The sequence below is a fragment of the Halopiger goleimassiliensis genome, from assembly GCF_000455345.1.
In the GTDB taxonomy this organism is placed as follows: Archaea; Halobacteriota; Halobacteria; order Halobacteriales; family Natrialbaceae; genus Halopiger_A; species Halopiger_A goleimassiliensis.
Window position 1 is genome coordinate 2,960,290 of record NZ_HG315690.1, and the last position, 21,646, is coordinate 2,981,935.

Below are 21,646 nucleotides of genomic sequence, written 5' to 3' on the forward strand. Positions count from 1 at the left end.
TACTCGTTAGATTTTGGGTGGTGAGTCCGTATCGCAGCCATCGGTAGAACTAACCGAGTTCGGATACTCTCAATAACCATGGATACCCTCAGTAACCACTTCGGAACGACAATCGCGATGCCGGTACCCGTCACCCATCCGGAGATCTTCCGTCACGAAGCGACGGCGGCCGTCCTCTCGGTGCTCGCGGATCGTCCCGACTCGGAGTACGGCATTCGGGAACTCGCTAGAATCATCGACACGACGCACAAGACGGTCTCGTCGGCGGTCGACGATCTGGAAGCCGTCGACCTCGTCACCTCCACCTACGAGGGTCCGAAACGACTCGTCCGGATCAATACCGATCGGTTGGACAAACCCGACGATCCAGTGCTCTCGATCCCGCAATCGGAGTTTCACGAACCCGTTCGGGACCTCGTGACCGAACTCACCGAGACGATCGATGAGGTTCTCGGAGTCGTCGTCTTCGGGAGCGTCGCTCGAGGGGAGGCAGACCGGCAGAGCGATATCGATTGCTTCGTACTCGTCGAATCGACCCAGGCAACTGCGCAAAAAGCGGCCCACGAAGTCGTCGATGAACTCAACGAACGTACGTACGACGGTGATCGGTACGGTTTCCACGTTCTCGTCGAGTCAGTCGACACTGCCGGCCAGTATGGCAGCCGGCTGCGAGAGATCTTCACCGAAGGGATTACGGTTCGAAGATCGCCGGAGCTCCAGCAACTCCAGGACGAGGTGCTCACCGATGGACGATAGCTACGTCGACGACTCGTTGACGGCCGCCGAGCAGGCGTTCCGGGAGACGCGAGGACAGACGGTCGAAACGGGACTAGACGTCGAGGACGAGGCGACGATTCAGTTGCGAAAGGCCTGCCGATTACTGACGGCGGCGCGGACGCTACGGGAACGAAACGGGTACTACACCGTCGTCATCGAAGCGTCCTTCGTCGCCGTTGAGCGGAGTATTCAAGCGTTCCTGCTGGAACGGGGCTACGCGGAAGCACGGGACCCCAGATACGGGCATACGAAAGCGTACGAACGTGCCGCGGAAGTCAACCTCTTCAGCCGCGAGTTCGCCGATCGGTTAGCCGAGCATTGGGCCCAAAACCGCGCCGCTGTCTACTATCGGGATGCCCCGGCGAGTTCGAAACAAGCGACGACGATGCTCTCGTTCGCCGAAGACGTCCACCAGTACATTCTGGATTTCGCTTCGCTCTCGTCGGACTGTTGTTGTGAGTAACAGGAAACTCAACAACCTCGGGCGCCTCCGAGTTTCAGTCACCTGCTGAACTCGCGGGATCCGTCGGTCGTTTCGGCGAGACCGATCACGTCCGCGCACCCGAGTCGCTCGAGAACGACCGCCGATCGGTTCGTCTACCGACAGGGCGTGTGGGAGTCGAAGGACAGTCGATGCCGTCCCGATTGTTCGTACTTACCCGGTTACAGCAGTCGGTCGTACAACGGCACCAGCGCCGTCCAGAAGACGACGAAAAACGCCCCGATGCCGACGAGGACGAGCCACGGCTCGCCGGACCCTCTCGGCGGCCCGGTCGCGAGCAACCCGACCGTCGCGACGAAGAGGAAGACACAGACGCAGACGCTCCCGAGTTCGAGCGCCGTGGCGACGGGGTGGGCGCGAAACCGGGCGACGATACTGGCGATCATACCCGAGCGTCACGTGGAGCCGACAAAACGCTCACGGTGGCGCTCGAGTAGTCGCGACCTCGCGCGTCCGCCTCGACTCGAGTCGGCCAGCGACTCCCTCGAACGGTCGCCTCCGTTCGAGCGACGAGCACCCCACGAGCCGGCGGGATCAGGCTCGAGACTCGATCTCCGAGGCGATCTCGTCGAGTTCGTCGTCCGGGAGGTCCTCGGGCGCGCCGAACAGCCCGTGGATGGGGCCAGCGCCGTCGTCGTCGAAGCGGGGGACGATGTGACAGTGGACGTGGGGCACCTCCTGGCCGGCCTCCTCGCCGTTGTTGAACGCGACGGTCGTCGCGTCGGCGTCGACGGCGTCCTCGACGGCGGGCACCAGCCGGTGGATCGTCGCGTAGAGGTCCGCGGCGACGTCCTCGGGGAGGTCGTTCAGCCGTTCGTACTCCTCCTTGGGGATCACGAGGGTGTGCCCCGGTGCCAGCGGGTTGGCGTCGAGGAAGGCGATCGTCGTCTCGTCTTCGTACACGATCCGGGCGGGGATCTCCCCCTCGACGATCTGGCTGAAGATCGTACTCATACGCGAGTGTGTGTCGGCTCGCCGTAAGAAGGTTACTCGCGACGGCTCCGTCCCACCTGCCCTCACCCGTGTGCCGCGTCGTCACGCCGACTCGAGGCAACTCGCGAGCGTCTCCGCGACGGCCTCGCGATACGAGTCGGCGTCGTAGCCCAGCCGACCGATCCAGACGTCCTGGTAGGAGGGATGCAGGATCGGCAGGAGTGCGACGTCGAGGCGATCGCAGTCGATCGGCTCGAGGACGGTCTCGAGGAACCCCTCGAGGTCCCGTCCCTCGGCCGCGAGGACCGTGGTCGTGGCGTGTTTTCCGGTCGCGAGGACGACCGCGGGCTCGACGGTCTCGAGTTCGGTCAGCAGGTGCGTGCGGCAGTTCGTCCGCTCTGCGGGAGTCGGCTCGCGGTTGCTCGTCGGCTCGTCCGGATCGGCCGGATAACACTTCACCGCGTTCGTGTAGTAGGCCTCGTCGCCGTAGCCGACCGTCTCGAGCAGCCGGCGAATCCGCCGGCCGGAGTGACGGGAGGTGTAGGCCTTGCCCGTCCAGTTGCCGCCCTGCCAGCGATCGGCGTCGGGGTTGCCGTAGCCCGGGGCTTCGCCGACGACGACGATCGACGCGTCCGAGGGACCGGTCCCCCAGGAGATGCAGTTGCGGGACTCGACGAGCCCCGGACAGCGATCGCACCCGGGCTCGAGGACGTGCCGTTCGGCCGGAAACGACGGCTCCGCCGACCCGTCGGCGTTCGATGGAGGTGGGGACACGCCCGACGGAAGGGCCGCGAGCGATTTAGGTCGGCCGGTTCGGCCCGACGACACGCGGGATCGGGTCGTTGCGGTATCGCGGCTCCGACTCGTTTCAGCCGGGAGACAGGTCCCGGGCGGAGGGACAAATTTACCTTCGCTGGCGAGCATCTATCGCTAATGACGCTCAACCCGGAACTGCTCGTGGAATCGATTACCCTACTGCTGTATACCGCAGTCGCAGCCGCGCTTACCGGCGGCGGTCTCATCGCCGAGTACTCCGGCATCCAACAACTCGGCGGCGGCGAGATGACCGTCGGTCTCTGGCTCGCCGGTATCGGCTGCGTGATGCTGTATGCCGGCGTCTACGGCATCGGCTACCAGAAGCTGCTGACGCGCGTTCTGACCCAGTAGTCGGCCGCTGATCGAGCCGAGAAACGGTCGGAACGATCCGCGTTCGGGAGCGTCTCCTTCTTCGCAGAACGGACAGTTACCTCCAGACCGGGGCGACGGACTTTGCAACCGGCGGACGCGTTACCCGTCGAGGACGAGCCCCCGCCGGATCGCGACCCCGAGGAGGACCAATCCGACGCCGATCGCGACGAGAACGACCGATTGGATCGTGATCGCGTCGAGGAAGCCGCCGACTACCTCGAGGAAGAACGCGGCCATCCGATCGCCCTCCGCGTCGGCCATCGACTGGAGTTCAGCGCTGGCGAGGTGGGCACCGACGAGACCGATCGAGCCGGAGAGTAGCGAACTCGCACCGACCGTTAGCGCCGCTGTCGACGCCGACGCCAGCCAGGTGACGATGCCGGCGACGGCGAGTGCCACCGCCGGAACGACGAACACGAGCGTCCCGACGATCGAGACGGCGTCCCGAGCGTCCTCGAGTGGTTCCTCGTCGAAGCCCTCCTCCTCGGTCAGGTCGATCGTCGCGGGAAGCTCCGCCTCGAGTTCCGCCTCGAACGTCGACACGATGGCGTCGCCGAGGTCAGCTTTCGCGTCCTCGACCTGACTGACGTACTCGTCGTACCCGATCAGTTCCGTCCGGGCGTCGACGTACGCCCGGCCGAGGTCGCGAATCGGCTCCTCGAGTGCGGCCCGGTCGTCGCCGAGTTCGGACGCGATGCGCTCGTCCATCTCCGCGTAGAGTTCCTCGCGGATAGTGGGTAGTTGCTCGTCGACGTACTGGTCGAACTCCTCGTCGTCGAACTCCTCCTGGAACGCCCGCTCGAGTTCGTCCTCGGTTAACTCCCGGTCGGTCTCGGCCTGGATCTCCGCTTTCGCGGTCGCTTTCGCCTCGGCTTCGATCTCCTCGCGGGCCTCGGACTGGTGGTGCTCGAACTGCTGTTCGCTCGCGGCCATTGCCTCGATAGCCCCGGCATCGGGCACGTCGAAGGTCTCGAGGTCGATCTCCTCGGTCTCCGCCTCGAGTTCGGAGACGAGCGCCTCCCGGACCGGCTCCATCCGCAACTCGAGTCGGAGCTCCTCGGCGTCACCGTGGAGGTAGTCGTAGGCCCGCCGGATGTTTGCCTCCATCTGCTCCTGAACGTACGCCTCGTCGAAGGCCTCGGCGGCGAGGTCGGCCTGTGACCGCTCGAGGGGCCACTCGTCGCTCCCCGCCGCCATATCCTGCTCGAGGTCCGCGTGGAGTTGCGCCGTCAGTTCCTCGTAGATGCCCTCCTCCTCGGCGGTATCGGCCACGTGATCGGCGTCGAGGACCGTCCGATCCATCGCGACCGCCGCGCTCGCGGAGACCAGCGACGCCGCGAGGACGATCCCCAGAATGGTAACTGCCACCGTCCGTGCAACACTCATACCCGTTCAGAGGCAACCAGGCTGTCAAATTTCTTCCCCTGAGATCCGTTCGAACGAGACGATCGTTTAATTCCTTGGACAGTAATACCAAGTTTATAGTTCGCCGAACCGACAAGTGTTCGTACGGGAGATCCGGAAGCTGGCTGCTGGCGTCGGCTTCGGACTGCCGTTCGCGACGCCCGACGACTGTGACGATCGGTTCGAATCGTCGCGATCCGTCCCCTGGCCGATCGACCTCGAGAAACGGCCCCACAGGACCGATTCCCCTTTAATGACGGAGCGAATCACACCAGGTATGAGCAGGTTCGCCGAGGTCGACGACCAGTACGCACCCCACGAACTCGAGCAGCGGGTGTTCGAGTACTGGGACGAGGTCGACGCCTACGAAAAGACCGTCGAGCACCGATCGGACGGGGACCCCTTGTTCTTCGTCGACGGGCCGCCGTACACCTCCGGATCGGCCCACATGGGGACCACCTGGAACAAGACGCTGAAGGACGTCTACCTCCGATTCTTCCGGATGCAGGGGTACGACGTCACCGACCGGCCGGGCTACGACATGCACGGGCTCCCCATCGAGACCCGCGTCGAGGAGGAACTCGGCTTCGAGAACAAGAAGGACATCGAGGAGTTCGGCGAGGAGAACTTCATCGAGGCCTGCAAGGAGTACGCCGAGGAGCAACTCGAGGGCCTGCAGGCGGACTTCCAGGACTTCGGCGTCTGGATGGACTGGTCGGATCCCTACAAGACGGTCCGGCCGGAGTACATGGAGGCCGCCTGGTGGGGCTTCTCCAAGGCCGCCGAGCGCGGCTTGGTCGAGAAGGGACATCGCTCGATCTCGCAGTGTCCCCGCTGTGAAACCGCGATCGCGAACAACGAGGTCGAGTACGAGGACGTCGAGGACCCCTCGATCTACGTGAAGTTCGACCTCGAGGATCGCGAGGGTTCGATCGTCATCTGGACGACCACGCCGTGGACGATCCCCGCGAACACCTTCGTCGCCGTCGACGAGGAGGGCGACTACGTCGGCGTCCGCGCTGAGAAAGAGGACGAGGAAGAACTCCTCTATATCGCTGAGGCCAAACACGAAGAAGTCCTCCGCGAGGGCCGCTACGAGGACTACGAGATCGTCGAGGAGCTGACCGGCGAGGAACTGATCGGCTGGTCCTACGAGCACCCCCTCGCCGAGGAGGTCCCCGACCACGTCGACGCGGCGGGCACGCTCGAGGTCTACGCCGGCGACTACGTCGACACCCACGGCGACGGCACCGGCCTCGTCCACTCCGCGCCGGGCCACGGTGAGGAGGACTTCGAGCGCGGGCAGGAACTGGGCTTCCCGATCTTCTGTCCCGTCGGCGGCGACGGCGTCTACACCGAGGAGGCCGGCAAGTACGAGGGCCAGTTCGTCAAAGACGCCGACGACGAGATCATCTCGGACTTAGACGAGAACGGCGCGCTGCTCGCGTCGGGCACCGTCCACCACAGCTACGGCCACTGCTGGCGCTGTGACACGGGCATCGTCCAGATCGTCACCGACCAGTGGTTCATCACGATCACGGACATCAAGGACGAGCTGCTCGAGAACATCGAGGACAGCGAGTGGAGTCCCGACTGGGCCCGCGATAATCGCTTCCGGGACTTCGTCGAGGAAGCGCCCGACTGGAACGTCTCGCGCCAGCGCTACTGGGGTATCCCGCTGCCCGTCTGGACGCCCGAGGATCGGGACGACGACGGGGCGGCTACCGCCGGCAGTCCAGAGCGCGCCGGCGGGCGCGCGGACGAGGACATGATCGTTATCGGCGACCGCGAGGAACTCGCCGAGCGAGTCGACCAGGACGTCGATCCCGAGGAGGTCGACCTCCACAAGGACACGGTCGACGAACTCACGATCACCGAGGACGGCACCACCTACACCCGCGTTCCCGACGTCTTCGACGTCTGGCTCGACTCCTCGGTCGCCTCCTGGGGCACCCTGAACTACCCCGAGGACGACAGCCGGTTCGACGAGCTCTGGCCCGCGGACTTCATCCTCGAGGCCCACGACCAGACGCGGGGCTGGTTCTGGTCGCAGCTGGGCATGGGCAGCGCCGCGCTCGGCGAGATCCCCTACGAGGAGGTCCTGATGCACGGCCACGCGCTCATGCCCGACGGGCGCGCGATGAGCAAGTCCAAGGACATCCTCATCGACCCCCACGAGGCCATCGACCGCCACGGCCGCGACGTCATGCGAATGTTCCTCCTCTCGAACAACCCGCAGGGCGAGGACATGCGCTTCGACTGGGACGGGATGCAGACGATGGAGAACCACCTCCGCACCCTGTGGAACGTCTTCCGGTTCCCGCTTCCCTACATGCGGTTGGACGACTTCGACCCGCAGGAGACGACGCTCGAGGACGTGGATTCGGACCTCGAACTCGTCGACGAGTGGGTGCTGGCCCGCCTGCAGTCCACGAAGGCCGAGATGACCGAGCACTTCGAGGACCGCCGCCAGGACAAGGCCGTCGACGCCCTCATCGACTTCGTCGTCGAGGACGTCTCCCGGTTCTACGTCCAGGCCGTCCGCGAGCGCATGTGGGAGGAAGAGGACAGCGCCTCCAAGGAGGCCGCCTACGCGACGATCTACCGCGTGCTCCGCGAGACCGTTGCGCTACTCGCGCCCTACGCGCCCTTCATCAGCGAGGAGATCTACGGCACCCTCACGGGCGACGCCGAACACGACACCGTCCACATGTGCGACTGGCCTGCGATCGAGGAGTACTGGCAGGACGAGCAACTCGAGGAAGACGTCGCCTTCCTGCGGGCCATCGAGGAAGCGGGCGCGAACGCCCGTCAACAGGCCGGTCGCAAACTGCGCTGGCCGGTTCCGCGCGTCGTCGTCGCCGCCGACGACGAGCGCGTCGCCGCGGCCGTCGAGCGCCACACCGCCCTGCTCGAGGATCGGCTCAACGCCCGCGAGATCGAACTCGTCTCCGCCGACGACCGCTGGGAAGAACTGCAGTACAGCGCCGAGGCCGACATGAGCGAACTCGGCCCCGCGTTCGGCGACCGGGCCGGGCAAGTCATGAACGCGCTCAACGAGGCCCGGATCGACGAGCCCTCGCTCGAGGCCCTCGAGGAGGCCGTCTCGGACGTGCTCGAGGAGGGCGCGGAGCAACGCTCCGCGGAAGACGCGAGCGGCGACGAGCCGCGAGCGGCGCTCGAGGAGTCGATGGTTTCCTTCGTCACCGAGACGCCGGACGACGTCGCCGGCACCGCGTTCGGCCTCGACGGCGACGACCGCGGCGTCGCCTACGTCGACGCCTCGCTGACCGAAGACATCGAGAGCGAGGGCTACGCCCGCGAGGTCATCCGCCGCGTTCAGGAGATGCGCAAGGACCTCGATCTCGACGTCGAGGAGCGCATCGCCCTGGACCTCGAGATCGAGGACGACCGCGTGGCCGACCTCGTTTCCGACCGCGAGGACCTGATCCGCGAGGAAGTCCGCGCGGACGAACTCCGCGCCGTCGACGACGGCCACCGCAAGGAGTGGGAGGTCGAAGGCGTTGCGATGGAGATCGCGATCGAGCCGCTGGCGGCCGCTGAAGCGTCGGACTGACGGGATAGGCTCGAGAAAGGGTATTTTCGCGTTTCAGTAGCGGTCCAGTCACCCGTCGGCCATCCACCGTAGAGACACGTCTCGACTCCGTGCGGAGAACTCGTCGCCAGCGTTAGTGTTGGCCTTCGAGAACGATCCGGTTCGCTGACGGTCAATCGACCACAAAAGTCATGCCGAGTGATTGGCGAAGAACGGGTAGTGATTCGACGGGTCGGACTCCTCGCGGTCGTGGCGCTTCTGTTCGCGAGCCTCCCGCTGGGAATCGGCACCGCGGCGATAGCGGCGAGTAGCGGGCCAGTGTCCGGGGTCGGTGACGGAGGAAGCGGAGTCGTCGACTCGAGCGCGTTCCTCGAGCCGTCGACGGCAAGCGTGGCCGGACGTGCGGCAAGCAACAGGGAGGATATCCTCCACCGGACGACGACCCTGCGGCGGCTCCCCGACGAACCGGGAACGTTCGAGACCGAGATGACGTTCGACGTCCCGGGATCGATGCTGGAGTTCGACGTTCGGCTGGCCGACGGGGCGACGGTCGAGTCGATGGACGGCTTCGAGCCGAACGGGGACGGAACCTACGAGTGGACCAGGGATACCGACGCCCCGTCGATCCGGTTCTCGATGCCGGCCAATCGGACGGGCCAGGTCGGTCACGCGTCGGGAGCCGACACTGAGGGCGTGGCGGCCACGACGACGGGCTCGACGGCGGGTTCCGAGCGCGACTACACGTTCGTCGACACCGGCGAGTGGGGGATCGTCCAGGTTCCGGGGGTCGGCATCTCGGTGCGTGGCACGACGTCGATCGGCGTCGACGAGACGGTGACCGTCGACGGCCCCGGAGCGGCGGGCAACGACATCGCCTTCCTCGGCGAGGTCACCGTCTTCGAGCGAACGGTCGGCACCGAGACGATCGAACTCGCCGTCCCCGAGGCCGCCGACCTCGAACCCGACCCGGAAGCGATCCTCGAGACCCTGGCCTGGAGCAGTCATCGCCTCGACGTCGGCGCGAGCAGCGAGGAGACGTTCTTCGTCGCCGCGCCCACCACCGTCGACTGGGAGCCGCGTGGCCTCCAGTTGGGTAAGGGTGACGCCTGGGTCCGTGCGGACGCGCCGCTCGAGGCGGCGGACAACGCCTGGATCCACGAGTACGTCCACGTCCACCAGCCCTACGTCGAGGGCGTCGGGACGACGACCGAAGCCGAGTGGCTCGTCGAGGCACAGGCGGACTACTACGCCGCGACGCTCACCCTCGAGAAGGGGCTGATCGCGTTCGACGACTATCGCGAGTTCTTCGAGCGCGGCGAACGCTCCTTCTACGCCGACGGCGTCCTCACCGATCCCGCGACGTGGGACAGCCCCAATACGAACTACGTCAAGGGGCGGCTCGTCTACGGCGAACTCGACCGACAGCTCCGTCTCGCGACCGACGGCGATCGCACGCTCGAGGACGTGTTCCGGCAGTTCAACGCCGCGGACGAACGGATCACCGAGGAGACGTTCCTCGGTGCCCTCGAGCAAGCAGGCGGCGAGGACCTCCGGGACCTCGCAGAGGAGTACACGAGGACGGACGCGACGCCCGAGATGTGGGACCGGAAGGCCCACGAGGAAGCGTTCGACCTGCAACGCGCGACGTTCGAGTACGGACTGGCCGCCGACAGCCTCGAGGCCGGCGACGAGTCGTGGCCGTTCCTCGAGCGCGACGGGGAGTCGGTGACGGCGGTTCCAGCCGACGAGACCGTGACAGTTGCGGCGAGCGTCGTCAACACCGGTGATCGAAACGGCACCGCCGACGCGACGCTCACGGTCGACGGCCAGGCCGTCGACACGGCCTCGATCGACCTCGCGGTCGACGACGAGACGGTGGTCGACCTCGAGTGGACGCCGCCCGAACCGGGCGAGTACACCCTCCGGATCGGCTCCGAGACGGTGACGGCGTTCGTCACGACCGACTCGTGGGTGACCGTCACGTCGGTGTCGTTCGACCCCGAGCAGGCCCGTCCCGGCGAGCCGATCACCGCCACGGCCACCGTGGAGAACCCCGGCGAGGACCCCGCGGCGGCCGTCCTCCACGTACGGACCTACGAGGGGAGCGTCGGCGAACACCCGGTGTTGCTGGCGGGCGGCGAGACGACGACGATCGAGCAGGAACTGCGGTTCGACTCGACGGCCGAGTACGAGGTCGGGATCGCCGACGCGACGGCTTCCGTCACCGTCGAGTCGCCGCCCCCGCCGGCCGAACTCGAGGAGGTTCCCGGGTTCAGCCTCGCTACGGCGCTTGCAGGACTCCTGTTCGCAGCACTGCTGCTCGGATCGCGACGACAGTAACGAGGGAGGGAGCAGCCGCGGGAAGCGGTCACTCCCCGTCGTCTCTGGAAACGCGGAACGTACAAGCGTCGGCCCCGTCGTCCACGCACTCGAGTTTCGAGACCGTCGCGGTCGCGTCCGCGGCGTCGGTAAGTCCCAGCAACACCCCGTGAGCGATCGCACAGTAGGGCCGTTCCGAGCGGTAGGTAACCACCACCTCGTCGCCGTCGCGGTGCCCGGAGACCGCCGGAAGGGACGTCTCCGCAGTGGCCGCATCGACGTCCGCGACGACCTCGTCGATCTCGGCGAGCAACTCCAGTAGCGTCCAGTCGTCCGCGACGTGCGCGCCGAACGTCGAGAGCAGTTCCGGCGCGAGGCGGCGTCCGAAGCCGCGTTCGATCTGGCGACGATCCTGGACCGCCATCTCGGACAGCGACGCCAGGATCGCCTCGAGTTCCGCGTCGTCGTAGAACGAGACCGGCAGGTACAGCGTGGCCTCGACGTCGGCCTGCTCGAGGATCGCCTCCCAGGTGTCCTCGTCGCTCCGGTCGACGACGTATTCCTCGAGGGTCTTGTGGACGATTCCGTGCATGGGCGATGGTGGGACGCTATCGACTCGGGTGGTCGGAGTAGCGGTCGATACGGACGTAACGCTTGTGGCAACTTATAGGGTTCGTTACAGAAACGACGGCCGGGATGCCTTCGCCGACGGCGCTACAGTTACAGTTCTCGAGCGAGCGCAGGCGCGACGGAGACCGCGCTCGTCGGCCGTTCGATGGTGTCGGTACCGTAGATCGCCTCGACGCCGGCCCGCGCGAGTTTCGTCGCCGCGTTGCGGACCAGCAGGGGATGGACGCAGGTGACGACGACGCGACCGACGCCCCGATCGGAGAGGACGCCGACGGCCTCGCTCATCGTCGATCCGGTCGCGATGATGTCGTCGACGACGACCACGTCCCGGTCCGCGACGTCGACGTCGCTGGGCGAGATCTCGACCTCCGTCCCCGAGTGACGCGTCTTCTCGAAGTAGTCCGTCGTCCCGGCCCCGTACGCGTCTCGGACCGTCTCGGCCAGCTCGATCGCCCCCGCGTCGGGCGCGAGAAAGACCGGGTCCGCAAGGTCCGCCGGCAGCGGCTCCGCGAGGCGGCCCGCCGCGTCCACGGCCGTCGCCGTCGGCTCGAAGAACTCACAGACGGACTCTTCGTGCGGGGTAACCGTCAGGACGCGATCGGTACCGGTCGAGATCGCCCGCGCGACCGCGCGAGCCGAGATCGGCTGGCCGGCTTCGAACGCCTCGTCCTGGCGTCCGTAGCCCAGGTACGGGATCACGGTGACGACCTCGTCGACGCCGGCCTCGCGGGCCGCATCCTGCAGTTGCAACAGTTCGAGGTGGGCGTCGCTCGAGACCGTCGAGGCGACGACGATGGCCCGATCGACGTCCCGGTCGGCCAGTTCGGGGACGGTCACGAGCAGTTCGCCGTCGGGGAAGCGGTCGTAGTCGGCGACGGCGAGCGGTTCCTCGAGTTCGGCCGCGAGGGCCGCGGCGAGAGACTGCGACGCGGATCCGCTGACGATCATATGCGAGCCCACAGCGTGTGGGGTAAACCCCTTTTCGTTCTCCGGATCGCCAGTCCTTCGGCGACTCCGTCGCGGAGTCGACTCGGTCCTCGGTGCGTCGGCCCGGTTGCGGTTCCGTCTCAGTCCTCGGTGGTACCGCAGTGCGTCCCGTCGTTGTCGACGAGGAACCGCAACTCGCCGTCGCGGCCGATGAACGCGACCAGGTCGAGGCAATCGTGATCGTTCCAGCGGTCCGGTTCGACCTGCGTGAGTTCGTCGCCGCGACGGGCCAACAGTCGGAACGAGCCCGGTTCGGTCGGCCAGTCGCGCTCGAGGGTCACCCCCGAACTCGGCTCGAGGTCGTGGGTCGTCCAGTGTTCGACGTGGCCGTCGAACTCCACGATGACGTCGACCGTGTGGGCCCGGTCGTGGACGTTCTCGAGGCTTACCTCGCCGAGGACGGTGCCGTCCGCTGCGTCCGAGGAGTCCCCGTCCGTCGACGCATCGTCGTCGGCCACGTCCGACTCGTGGCCCGTCGCCGGGGACGCCTCGTCGTCGGCGTCCCGCTCGTCGTCCGTAGCGTTTTCGTCCGTCCCATCCTCCCCGTTTCCGCCGTCGTCTCCGCCCGAGCAGCCGGCGAGCACCCCCGCGAGGGCGGTGCCGGTCCCGGCGAGCAAGCGTCGACGCGCAATCCCGGTCATCTCGTTCGGTGACAGGCGTCGGTCCCAGTTAATCCTCCGTCAGACGCGCGTCTGACGGCACTTCGATCGCGCTTATCGGACCCCGGCCCGAACGCGGTCAATCGGATCGTCGACGCGTCGGGATCGCGAGCCCGGAGACGTCGGTGACGCCGAGGGCTCGAGTCCGCGGGTTCGCGTCCGTGGCGAACGGGTCGCCGTCGTCCGAGGAGCGGAAGGAGCCGTCCGCGGTGACGGCGTAGACGCCGCCGCCGTAGCCGATGCCGACGATCTCGGCGTTCGATTCGAATCCGGGCGTCCACTCGTCGTCGTTGGCCGCGTAGACCGTGCCGTCCTCGGAAACGGCGTGGGCGCGGGTCAGCCGTCCCGGCTCCGACCGTGGGTCGGCGGCGACGACCGAGAACGGCCCCTCGCGGATCGTCATCCAGCCGTTGCCGAGTTTGTACAGTCCCTCCGCGGTCGCCGCGAGCGGAACGCTCCCCGCCGCGACGTCGCGGACGTCGGTCAGGCCGGCGTGGTCTAGCCCGCCGTCGTGGACGCGGTAGACCCCGCTGTCGGTCCCCACCAGGTCGCCGTCGATCGCGGTGACCGTCGCGACGCCGTCGCTGGCGAGGTCCGACCACTCCGCAGCGTCGGCGGCCCGACAGGCGATCCGCCCCCCGTCGTCGGCCGCCAGCAGATCGTTCCCGTCGTAGCCGACCGCGACCGCCGGACCGAACCCCGTCTCGGTGAACGTCGGCTCCCCGCTCGAGCCCTCCCCGTCGGCGTCCCCGGAGCCGTCGGGGAGTTCGAGTACGCGGACGTCCTCGTCGGTCGCGACGGCGACGCGATCGGCCGTCGCGGCGACGTCCCGTGCCCGGCAGCGTGCACAGAGACCGAACTCGCCGACGGTGGTGCCGGCGACGCGCACCCGGACGACCCCCATGGAACTCGCGACGAAGGCGTCGATCGCGCCCTGTCGGTCGCCGTAGACGCGCTTTTCCTCGATCGTGAGCATACCTCGACCGACGGGGGCTGTCGCCGAAAGCGTTCCGTCTGCGGTACACCTGGTCGTGGCCCAGTCACAGGTCTCGTGGACGGACCTGCAGGACGAACGCGTCTCGGGACCCCGTCTGACACCCGAGCGGTGAACGAATCACGACCAGGTGGAGGCCTGCAGGAATCGAACGGCTTCGGAATCCCTTTGAGGTGGCCCCGTAGACTAGCGTGTGATGGAAGTGTTCGGATCCAGCGGGACGCGCGGCGTCGCGAACGAGGAGCTGACGCCCGCGTTCGTCCTGCGCGTCGTGAAAGCGGCGGGGACGGCCTGGGGGGCCGACCGGGTCGCCATCGCGCGCGACACGCGATACACCGGTCGGATGCTGGCCGACGCGGCCGCCAGCGGACTCGCGAGCACGGGTACCGACGTGGACCGCCTCGGGATCGTTCCCACGCCGGGAGCACAGTTCTACGCCGAACGCGAGGGCGTCCCGGTGATCGTCGTCACGGCCTCGCACAACCCGCCACAGTACAACGGCATCAAACTCGTCGGCAACGACGGCGTCGAACTCGCCGTCTCGGACCTAGAGGAGATCGAGGAGACGTTACTGGCCGAAGCCTTCGCCAAAGCCGCCTGGGACGAGACCGGACGCGTGCGAACCGTCGACGGCGTCGGCCGCGACTACGTCGACGCGCTGCTCGAGGCCGCGAACCGGGAACCGATCGCCGACGCCGACCTCACCGTCGCGCTCGATCCCGGCCACGGCGCGGGCGCGCTCACCAGCCCCGAGTTCTTCCGCGAACTCGGCTGTCGCGTCGTCACCGTCAACGGCCAGCCCGACGGTCACTTCCCCGGACGCGACCCCGAACCCGTTCCCGACAACCTCGCGGATCTGGGTCGGCTGGTCCGGGCGACCGACGCCGACGTCGGTATCGCCCACGACGGCGACGCCGACCGCGCGATCTTCTTCGACGAACACGGCGAGTACGTCGAGGGCGACGCCACCCTCGCCGCGCTGGCCGCCGCCGAACTCGAGGCCGGCGACACCGCCGTCTCCGCGGTCAACGTCTCCCAGCGGCTGGTCGACGTCGCCGACGAGGTCGGTGCGGACCTCGAACTGACGCCGATCGGCTCGACGAACATCATCACCCGGATCCGCGAACTCGAGGCCGACGGCCGCGCGGTGCCGATCGCCGGCGAGGGCAACGGTGGGATCTTCTTCCCCGACTACCGCCTCTCGCGCGATGGGGCCTTCACCGCCGCGCGATTCCTCGAGTTGGTCGCCGAACGCCCCGTCAGCGAGATCGTCGCCCCCTACGACGGCTACGCCAACGTTCGCCGCAACCTCGAGTACGAGTCGACCGCCGAACGTGACGCCATGCTCGACGCCGCCGCGAACCACGCCCACGCCGCCGACGCCGACCTCAACACGCGCGACGGTTACCGCCTCGATTACGGCGACGCCTGGGTGCTCGCCCGTCCCTCCGGTACGGAACCGCTCGTACGAGTTTACGCAGAGGCCCGCGACGCCGACCGCGCTGACGCCCTCGCCGAGGAGATGTACGAGACGCTCGTCGATGCGCGGTCGAACGCCTGAGGAGGACCGAATGGTTGGGTTAGAGCGCGGCACCGTCGAACTCGAGCCCCACCAGGAATCGTGGCGAGAGAAGTACGACGAGGAAATCGCGCGGCTGCAGGGTATCGTCGGTGACGCAGTTCTCGCGTTCGAGCACGTCGGGAGCACCGCCGTCGAGGGACTCCCTGCGAAACCGGTGATCGATATCCTCGCAGTCGTCGAGGAACTGGACGAGGTGGACGACCTCCGCCCGGTCCTCGAGTCTCACGGGTACGAATACCGCCAGGAAGACGTCGACGGACGGGTGTTTTTCGCCAGGGGACCGCGGACGAACCGCACGCACTACCTTTCGATCACGGAACGGGAGACTCAGTTTTACGAGGAGACGATCGCCTTTCGGGATTACCTCCGGAACAACCCCGAAGCCGCCGAGCGGTACGCGGCGGTGAAACGACGGCTGGCCGAGAAATACCCGGACGACAGGGCGGCCTACACCGCCGAGAAAGGCGACGTGATTCAGGACATCCTCGAGCGAGCGCTGGCCGACTGATCCGTGCTCGAGGCGTCCGGCGATCGAGACTCTCGAGAGCGGGGAGCGTGGCCGTTTTACGCCCGCCGCCCGTCCGCTCGAGTATGGGATACGCCTGCCCGGTCTGTGGTGCCGAACAGGCCGACGCCGAACACCTGGCGAACCACCTCGCCGTCACCGCCTCACTGGGCCGGGAGGAGCACGAGTCCTGGCTCGAGGAACACGCCCCCGACTGGGCCGATCGCTCGCCGGCGGAACTCGGTGCGATCGTCAGCGAGCACGCCGAGGAGATCGACACCCCCGAGTTCGAAGGTGGACACGCACACGGCCACGAACCCGGCCGTCCGGGCGGTCTCGAGGACGGGATCGCCCAGCAGAGCCGCGGGCCCGGTCGCGGTTCGCTGACCGCCGAGGCCGAGGACGTCCTCCAGGAAGCGCGGGAACTGACGCGACGGATGCAGTCCGACGCATCGGACGACGCGGCGAGCGATGCGCACGACGCCGCCGCGGAAGACGCCGACGGAAACGAAAACGCGTAACTACGCGTCGCTCGAGCCTTCGGGTATGAAGACGACGGGGCAGTTTTCCTTCGCGTCGGTCGAGGAGGCCCGCGAGACGTACGAATCGGTCGGCCCGGCCGCCCAGACGGTCGTCCGGGAGGTCGCCCGCGCCATGGAGTTCGACCGTGAGGAGTACGACGAGCGCGTCACCGGCGACGTCGTCGAGACGGCCCGCGACGCCTTGTTCGCGAGCCTGCTCGAGGTGCGGGTCGGCTCCCGGGAGGCGTTCGAGGAGTGGCGCGAGGCGTTCGACGGCGAAGTGACGGTCACGGGCCACGAGAACGTCGATCGAGTCGTCTGGCACGTCGGGCCGACGGACGAGGCCGTCGCCGCGACCTTCCAGAACGAGGAGGAGGCCGCGGTCGCCACCCTGCGCCGGCAGGCGTTCGGGCGGCTGTATCGAGATCTCGTGTAGGCCCACCGGCTTTGTTCGTTCCCACCGTAGTGGGAACCATGAACGCCGACGGCGACGACCGACGAATCGACGACAAGGGACGGATCACGATCCCACAGCGGATGCGAGAACGATTGAACCTCGAGGAGTGCGAACGAGTCTCCGTCGAACTCGAGGACGGCGCTATCGTCGTCCGGCCACGGGTCTCTCGGTCCGCGTTTGTCGATGCGATGGAGGGGTGTCTCACGGCGGAGACGAAATCGACGGACGCACCGACGGTCGCGCCGGCGGACCTGAAAGCCGACTGGACGTCCGATCTACCGGACGGATCGTAGGATGTACTGTCTCGACGGAACGTCTGGATTTACTACCTCGACCGGACGCTCGAGGAACACGACGCCGTCGCCCGTTCCGTGCGGTCGATTCTCGAGGAAAAACCGCTGTTCACGGCGACGGTGTTCCAGATTGAAGTCGTTCACTACCTCCACACGCAACTGTCGAATCCTGAAGAGCCAATCGATCGGTTTCTCGCCTTCGAGGGTGTCTCGGTCGCCGACCTCACGCCGGTGGACGTCGACCGCGCGGTAACGCTCCTCGAAGACCATCCGACCGCCGGAATCGGTGGTCGAGACGCGACCGTTATCGCAGCGATGCGACGGTACGACGTGTCGCGCTCGTGGACCTACGATGGCGGATTGAAACGGCTCGGCGACGAACTCTCGTGGCTCGAGGTCACCGATCCGGTCGAGGCGTCGCCGGAGTCGACGTGAGATCGCGAAAACGCCACCTATTCCACGCTCCGAATCGAGATTCCGTGCATGACCGATCCCGACGAGTGGACGCTCCGCGAGGCGGTCACCGAGTACGAGACCCCCTGGTACGTGGGCGGCTACGACCGCCTCGAGCAGCCCGACGGCACCGAGAAACGCTACTACTGGGCCGAGTTACCGCCCGCGGTCGTGGTCGTCGCCCGCCTCGACGGGACGGCGGTCGCCTCGCTCGAGGACGCCGAGACGAGCGGAAGCGACGAGGACCACCTCCTGTTCGTCGAGCAGTACCGGCCGACGGTCCGCGAGACGCACCTCGAGTTACCCGCTGGCATCGTCGAAGACGGCGAGTCCTACACCGAGGCCGCCGCACGGGAACTCGAGGAGGAGACCGGCTTCCGGCCCTCGAGTACCGCCCTGCTCCAGGAGTACGCGGTCGCAACCGGCGTCATGCGCCACGACCGGGGCGTCGTCTACGCCGAGGGGCTGGAACCCGGCGAACGCGAACTCGACAACAACGAGTTCCTCGAGGTGACGACGGTCCCCGTCGACGACGCGCTCGAGCGCGCCCGCGAACAGCCGGCCAACGACTCGACCATCTCGGCGCTGTTGCTGGCGACGGAAGACGGCTTCCTGTAGGCCCGCTTCGGGGGAGTACGCTCGAGTCGTCTCCTCACTGATCCACACCAAACTCCACGAACGCTTTTGGAGAAAAATTTCTATCCGCCGATCAGTTTCGTTATCGAAATACGCGCGGTCGAATACCCGTAGTTCTGTAAGGACAAACCGCTTGAAGTAGCACTCCCTACTAGCCACCACGGTGAGACAATCGTGAAATCCACGCTCTCTATTTCGGGCATGTCCTGCGCCACGTGTTCGGCGACGGTCGAGGAGGCCGTCGGCGACCTCGAGGGGGTCGCGGACGTCGACGTCAACTTCGCGACCGACGAGGGGGTCGTGGAATACGACCCCGAGACCGTCTCGCTCGCCGAAATCTACGCGGCGATCGAGGACGCCGGCTACGAACCCGACCGGACGAAGACGACCGTCGAGGTCGCGGGGATGTCCTGTGCGACCTGTTCGGCGACCGTCACCGAGGCGCTCGAGGACGTCCCGGGCGTCCTCGAGGCGGACGTCAACGTCGCGACCGACGAGGCGACGGTCGCGTTCAACCCCCAGGACACGTCGCTGTCGGAACTGTACGACGCGATCGAAGCTTCGGGGTACGAACCCGAGCGAGGGGGCGACGACGAGGGGCTGACCGAGGAACGGGAGACGGCCGTCGAGCGCGAACTGCGGACGAAGCGTCGCTGGACGATCGTCGGCGGCCTGCTGGCCGCGCCCTTCCTGCTGGTGATGGCCGAGATGTTCACGGTGGAGTTTCTCCCGGCGTGGTTCGACTGGGTAGAGTTCGCCTTCGCGACGGCCCTAATGGCTACGCTCGGCAGGCACTTCATCGAGGGCGCGTACACGTCCCTGGTCAACAACCACCAGGCGAACATGGACACCCTCGTGGCGCTCGGTTCCTCGACGGGCTACGTCTACAGCACGGCGGCACTGTTCGGCCTCATCACCAGCGAGGGGCTGTACTTCGAGGCCGTCGCCTTCATCCTCTGGTTCATCTACGTCGGCGTCTGGCTCGAGGCCCGCTCGAAGGCCCGCGCGAGTTCCGCGCTCCGGGAACTGCTCGAGATGCAGGCCGAGGAGGCCACCCTCGTTCGCGACGGCGAGGAAGTCGTCGTCCCGCTCGAGGAGGTCGAACCCGGCGACGTGATGAAGGTCCGACCGGGCGAGAAGATCCCCACGGACGGCGTGGTCGTCGACGGCCAGAGCGCGGTCGACGAGTCGATGGTCACCGGCGAGTCGGTGCCCGTCGAGAAAGGAGAGGGCGACGAGGTCGTCGGCTCGACGATCAACGAGAACGGCGTCCTCCGCGTCGAGGCGACCAACGTCGGCGAGAAGACGGCGATCCAGCAGATCGTCGAACGGGTCAAGGAGGCCCAGGCGCGCCAGCCCGACGTCCAGCGGCTGGTCGACAGGGTCAGCGCGTACTTCGTCCCCGCGGTGATCGTCAACGCCGTCGTCTGGGCGATCCTGTGGTTCCTCTTCCACGACGCGCTGTACCCCATCGCCTCGTCGCTGGGCGGCTGGCTGCCCCTGCTCGAGCCGGTTGGCGGCGGCCCGGTCGGCCCCGAACTCGGCGGCGTGCCCGTCGTCGAGTTCTCGATCATCGTGCTCGCCTCCGCCCTGTTGATCGCCTGTCCCTGCGCGCTGGGGCTGGCGACGCCGATGGCGACGATGGTCGGCTCGACGATCAGCGCGAAAAACGGCGTCCTCTACAAGGGCGCGGACGTCCTCGAGAAGGCCCGCGGCATCGACGCCGTCGTCTTCGACAAGACGGGGACGCTCACCCACGGCGACATGCAGCTGACCGACGTCGTCCCGATCGAGGAGGCGCTCGAGACGGACGGAGGAACGCCGGCCGCCGACGGGGGCGTCCTCGAGGAAGTCGACGAACCGACCGCCGACGAGGAGCGCTTGCTGTCCGTCGCGGCGAGCGCCGAATCCGGCTCCGAACACCCGCTCGCCCAGGCGATCGTCGAAGGGGCCGAGGACCGTGGCCTCGACCTCGCGGAGCCGTCCGCGTTCGAGAACGTCCCCGGCCACGGGATTCGCGCGACGGTTCCCGAGGGCGAGGTGCTCGTCGGGAACCGCAAGCTCATGCGGGACAACGGGATCGACCCGTCGCCCGTCGCGGCGACGATGGAGCGCCTCGAGCGCGAGGGCAAGACCGCGATGCTGGTCGCGCTCGAGGGCCACCTGCTGGGCGTCGTCGCCACCGCCGACACGGTCCGTGACAGCGCCAGGGAGACGGTCGCCGAACTCCAGCGCCGAGGCTACGACGTCATGATGCTCACCGGCGACAACGAGCGCACGGGCCGGGCGATCGGCGAGCAACTCGGAATCGACCCCGAGAACGTCCACGCCGAGGTCCTGCCGGAGGACAAGGCCGACGAGATCGAGGCGATCCAGGCGGACGGCTCGCGGGCGATCATGGTCGGCGACGGCGTCAACGACGCGCCGGCGCTGACCAGCGCCCACGTCGGCATCGCCATCGGGTCGGGCACCGACGTCGCCATCGAGAGCGCCGACGTCACCCTGATGCGGGACGACCCCGCGGACGTGCTCAAGGCGATGCGGGTCGCCGACGCCACCATCTCGAAGGTGCGCCAGAACCTCTTCTGGGCGCTCGTCTACAACGCGACGCTGATTCCGATCGCCTCGATCGGGCTGCTCAATCCCGCACTGGCGGGGCTGGCGATGGCGTTCTCGAGCGTCTCGGTCGTCTCGAACAGCCTCTCGTTCATGCAGTGGGACCCCCACGAGGACTACGTCTTCCTGCCGTTCCGGCCGTTCGTCTGGCTCTCCGAACGAGTGGGAGCCGGTAGCTGAACGGAGAACGGCGGGCTAGACGCCGGGGACGCCCACCGCGTCGAACGCGGTCACGCCGAGGGCCGCGAGGACGTACAGCACGGCCAGCACGGTGACCCAGGCGACGAGGCCGATCATCGCCGCCGCGGTCCAGTCGCCGGGGTAGCGGAAATTGATGACGGCGACGTACGCGAGCAGTGCGAGCAACGGTCCCAACAGCGGGATCCAGCCCACGAAGAAGCCGACGACCGCCCAGATGACCGCGCCGATGAGGGCGGTGACGATGGCGTGATCGTAATCGCCCGCGCCGACGATGGCTCGAGCGCCGACGTAGATGCCGGCCGCGCCGATCAACAGGCTGACGATGAAGACGATCGCTGATGCGACGACCATGACGTTCGAAAACACGTCAGTAGCGCGGAACAGTTCATAGCTTGCACGTTCCGTCGTCATTTCACGGGCACCGGGTCACTCG

Annotated in this window: 22 protein-coding genes; 13 read left to right on the forward strand and 9 right to left on the reverse strand. The window is 67.3% G+C overall.

Annotation, left to right across the window (positions count from 1 at the left end; all coding sequences use genetic code 11):
• The first annotated feature begins 78 nt into the window (after positions 1-78).
• Together TX79_RS14500 and TX79_RS14505 are read left to right on the forward strand one after the other, a co-directional pair.
• Positions 79-756: a nucleotidyltransferase domain-containing protein gene (locus tag TX79_RS14500; RefSeq protein WP_049928150.1), complete on the forward strand. Its 678-nt coding sequence runs from the start codon at positions 79-81 to the stop codon at positions 754-756.
• A complete protein-coding gene (locus TX79_RS14505; RefSeq protein WP_049928151.1) occupies positions 746-1,240 on the forward strand; it encodes a hypothetical protein in 495 nt (164 codons plus the stop codon). The genes TX79_RS14500 and TX79_RS14505 overlap by 11 nt, the downstream gene beginning before the upstream one ends.
• A 200-nt stretch (positions 1,241-1,440) precedes the next feature.
• On the opposite strand, the gene TX79_RS14510 is transcribed toward TX79_RS14505, so the two are convergent.
• From TX79_RS14510 to TX79_RS14520, 3 genes are all read right to left on the reverse strand, one after another.
• Positions 1,441-1,665, reverse strand: coding sequence for a hypothetical protein (locus tag TX79_RS14510; protein ID WP_049928152.1), 225 nt, complete (start codon positions 1,663-1,665; stop codon positions 1,441-1,443).
• Between the two features lie 148 nt (positions 1,666-1,813).
• Entirely contained in the window at positions 1,814-2,233 is a 420-nt protein-coding gene (locus TX79_RS14515; protein ID WP_049928153.1) for an HIT family protein, read from the reverse strand.
• A gap of 81 nt (positions 2,234-2,314) precedes the next feature.
• Positions 2,315-2,986 carry a uracil-DNA glycosylase gene (locus TX79_RS14520; protein WP_049928154.1) on the reverse strand — a complete coding sequence of 224 codons (672 nt, stop codon included), beginning with the start codon at positions 2,984-2,986 and terminating at the stop codon, positions 2,315-2,317.
• A gap of 159 nt (positions 2,987-3,145) precedes the next feature.
• Here TX79_RS14520 and TX79_RS14525 point away from each other — a divergent pair, with 159 nt between their 5' ends.
• Positions 3,146-3,379 (forward strand): hypothetical protein, encoded by a 234-nt coding sequence (locus tag TX79_RS14525; RefSeq protein ID WP_049928155.1) that lies wholly within the window; start codon positions 3,146-3,148, stop codon positions 3,377-3,379.
• Between the two features lie 120 nt (positions 3,380-3,499).
• On the opposite strand, the gene TX79_RS14530 is transcribed toward TX79_RS14525, so the two are convergent.
• On the reverse strand, positions 3,500-4,786 hold the full coding sequence (locus tag TX79_RS14530; RefSeq protein WP_154660528.1) for a hypothetical protein: 1,287 nt from the start codon (positions 4,784-4,786) through the stop codon (positions 3,500-3,502).
• 295 nt (positions 4,787-5,081) lie between these two features.
• Between TX79_RS14530 and ileS the strand changes: the two genes are divergently transcribed.
• Positions 5,082-8,381, forward strand: a complete 3,300-nt coding sequence (gene ileS / locus TX79_RS14535; RefSeq protein ID WP_049928417.1) for an isoleucine--tRNA ligase — start codon at positions 5,082-5,084, stop codon at positions 8,379-8,381.
• A gap of 198 nt (positions 8,382-8,579) precedes the next feature.
• Positions 8,580-10,700 (forward strand): CARDB domain-containing protein, encoded by a 2,121-nt coding sequence (locus TX79_RS14540; RefSeq protein WP_049928419.1) that lies wholly within the window; start codon positions 8,580-8,582, stop codon positions 10,698-10,700.
• A gap of 28 nt (positions 10,701-10,728) precedes the next feature.
• Here TX79_RS14540 and TX79_RS14545 read toward each other — a convergent pair whose 3' ends face one another.
• The 4 genes from TX79_RS14545 to TX79_RS14560 form a co-directional block, all read right to left on the reverse strand.
• A complete protein-coding gene (locus TX79_RS14545) occupies positions 10,729-11,271 on the reverse strand; it encodes a heme NO-binding domain-containing protein (RefSeq protein ID WP_049928158.1) in 543 nt (180 codons plus the stop codon).
• Between the two features lie 128 nt (positions 11,272-11,399).
• A complete protein-coding gene (locus tag TX79_RS14550; RefSeq protein ID WP_049928159.1) occupies positions 11,400-12,257 on the reverse strand; it encodes a ribose-phosphate diphosphokinase in 858 nt (285 codons plus the stop codon).
• Positions 12,258-12,376: 119 nt separating this feature from the next.
• Positions 12,377-12,937, reverse strand: coding sequence for a hypothetical protein (locus tag TX79_RS14555; protein WP_049928160.1), 561 nt, complete (start codon positions 12,935-12,937; stop codon positions 12,377-12,379).
• A gap of 97 nt (positions 12,938-13,034) precedes the next feature.
• Complete coding sequence (locus TX79_RS14560) at positions 13,035-13,931, reverse strand: HVO_0234 family beta-propeller protein (protein WP_049928161.1); 897 nt, start codon at positions 13,929-13,931, stop codon at positions 13,035-13,037.
• A gap of 214 nt (positions 13,932-14,145) precedes the next feature.
• On the opposite strand from TX79_RS14560, the gene glmM reads away from it, so the two are divergent.
• The 8 genes from glmM to TX79_RS14600 all read left to right on the forward strand — a co-directional run bounded on the left by glmM (position 14,146) and on the right by TX79_RS14600 (position 21,192).
• Entirely contained in the window at positions 14,146-15,510 is a 1,365-nt protein-coding gene (gene glmM, locus TX79_RS14565; RefSeq protein ID WP_049928162.1) for a phosphoglucosamine mutase, read from the forward strand.
• Between the two features lie 10 nt (positions 15,511-15,520).
• Positions 15,521-16,039, forward strand: coding sequence for a GrpB family protein (locus TX79_RS14570; protein WP_049928163.1), 519 nt, complete (start codon positions 15,521-15,523; stop codon positions 16,037-16,039).
• Between the two features lie 83 nt (positions 16,040-16,122).
• Positions 16,123-16,557 carry a DUF5810 domain-containing protein gene (locus tag TX79_RS14575; RefSeq protein WP_049928164.1) on the forward strand — a complete coding sequence of 145 codons (435 nt, stop codon included), beginning with the start codon at positions 16,123-16,125 and terminating at the stop codon, positions 16,555-16,557.
• 25 nt (positions 16,558-16,582) lie between these two features.
• Positions 16,583-16,993: a DUF5809 family protein gene (locus TX79_RS14580; protein ID WP_049928165.1), complete on the forward strand. Its 411-nt coding sequence runs from the start codon at positions 16,583-16,585 to the stop codon at positions 16,991-16,993.
• 38 nt (positions 16,994-17,031) lie between these two features.
• Positions 17,032-17,307, forward strand: a complete 276-nt coding sequence (locus tag TX79_RS14585) for an AbrB/MazE/SpoVT family DNA-binding domain-containing protein (protein WP_049928166.1) — start codon at positions 17,032-17,034, stop codon at positions 17,305-17,307.
• A 27-nt stretch (positions 17,308-17,334) separates the two neighbouring features.
• Positions 17,335-17,742 (forward strand): type II toxin-antitoxin system VapC family toxin, encoded by a 408-nt coding sequence (locus tag TX79_RS14590; RefSeq protein WP_268257993.1) that lies wholly within the window; start codon positions 17,335-17,337, stop codon positions 17,740-17,742.
• Between the two features lie 48 nt (positions 17,743-17,790).
• Positions 17,791-18,378 (forward strand): NUDIX hydrolase, encoded by a 588-nt coding sequence (locus tag TX79_RS14595; protein ID WP_049928168.1) that lies wholly within the window; start codon positions 17,791-17,793, stop codon positions 18,376-18,378.
• A 192-nt stretch (positions 18,379-18,570) separates the two neighbouring features.
• Positions 18,571-21,192, forward strand: coding sequence for a heavy metal translocating P-type ATPase (locus TX79_RS14600; protein ID WP_268257990.1), 2,622 nt, complete (start codon positions 18,571-18,573; stop codon positions 21,190-21,192).
• Positions 21,193-21,207: 15 nt separating this feature from the next.
• Here the strand turns inward: TX79_RS14600 and TX79_RS14605 are convergent, their stop codons facing one another.
• Complete coding sequence (locus tag TX79_RS14605; RefSeq protein WP_049928420.1) at positions 21,208-21,564, reverse strand: hypothetical protein; 357 nt, start codon at positions 21,562-21,564, stop codon at positions 21,208-21,210.
• Between the last annotated feature and the right edge of the window lie 82 nt (positions 21,565-21,646).